Source organism: Cupriavidus sp. 8B, from assembly GCF_054589115.1.
In genome coordinates, this window is record NZ_BAAILO010000441.1 from 1 (window position 1) to 1279 (window position 1279).

Annotated in this window: 1 pseudogene; it reads right to left on the reverse strand. The window is 61.1% G+C overall.

The annotated features are described in order from the left end of the window. Positions 1 to 346: 346 nt before the first annotated feature. Positions 347 to 814 (reverse strand): annotated as a pseudogene (locus ACYP5B_RS43160) (helix-turn-helix domain-containing protein); the annotation flags it as partial. Between the last annotated feature and the right edge of the window lie 465 nt (positions 815 to 1279).

Genomic DNA, 1279 nt, shown 5'->3' on the forward strand with positions numbered 1-1279 from the left:
GCCGTCATCGACCGAGTCGGCCCAGCACGATCACAACTTAGCTTGCACTCTCGATTCCCATGCCCGCGGCTGAACGTGTCAGCCATGTGCTATCGGCAAGAAGCCCCGGGAAGAGACAAGCAGGTCCGGCCCGCGGTCGTCCCATCCCGGGCCAAGGGCAGGCATCAAACAAGCCTAAACATTTGCAGCCGCTCGCCCGCGTTCTTCGCCGTCATTCGAGCGTCGGTTCCGCTCTGAAAGCAGACTTCGGCTGCAGCCAAGTGGTTCTCCCGACGATACGGGTTGGTGCCGCACGCCTGGCGCGTAACACAGCCATCCGATCGCGACACACTCGCCACCTGAGCCGCTATTTCACGTGCGAGGCACGCCAGGCACGCGGCGGAGTGCCAAATCGGGCAGTGAACCATTGCGTAAACGACGACTGGCGTGAATAGCCCAGCAGCGTTGCCACCCGTCCTATGGGATAACGCGCGTTGGTCAGGTAGCGTACGGCGAGTTCCTGGCGCACGTCGTCCACAAGGTTCGAGAAATTCGTGCCGGCGGCCTTGAGCTGGCGTTGCATCGTCCGCACGCTCAGGTGCAGATACAGGGCGACCTCTTCCACGGTCGCCTGTTCGATCGGCAGCAGCAGGTGGATGGTCTTCCGGACATCTAGCACGATGGACTCCGGCCCCGAAACGTTGAGCGGCTGGGCCAGACTCTCGGCGTACTTCACCAGTTCGGGGTCGGCATTTGGATTCGGGCGATCCAGATCCTCCGCGGCGCAGACCAGGCCGTTGAAGTCGCTGTCGAAGACGATCGGGCACCCGATGTACCACGGTGGATACGAATGCGGAGCGCGCCGCATGCTTCCTCTTCCAAGAGAAGCGACTCGATCCTACTTCCGGCGAATCACGCCGTCAAGCGGCACGCGGTCCATCCAGTCATTGACAGCAAACCAACGTGCCTGCAGTTGCAGGCAGGCCTTACGACCACTCAAGTCACGCCAAGCACCAACGAACGGGCCATGTGAAGAACGTCTGCAACTCGAAACTGCTGAGTTCACGCGGCACCTCGCGTGCGCCCAAATAGGTGCTCTGCCAGCCTTGCATCTCGCGGGCCTCCCGTGCATTGGGCCAAACACGATACGCCAAGCAGAAGCGAACAGCAAACCTCAAAAAAATCAATAACTTAGGCACGAGTACCCGCGTCGCTGCTGGGCTTGCGAACCGTCGCATGTCGAGTAGCGCAAGGGAATCGCACCCTCACGCCCTCACAGATCCGGACATGAACCTCTCGA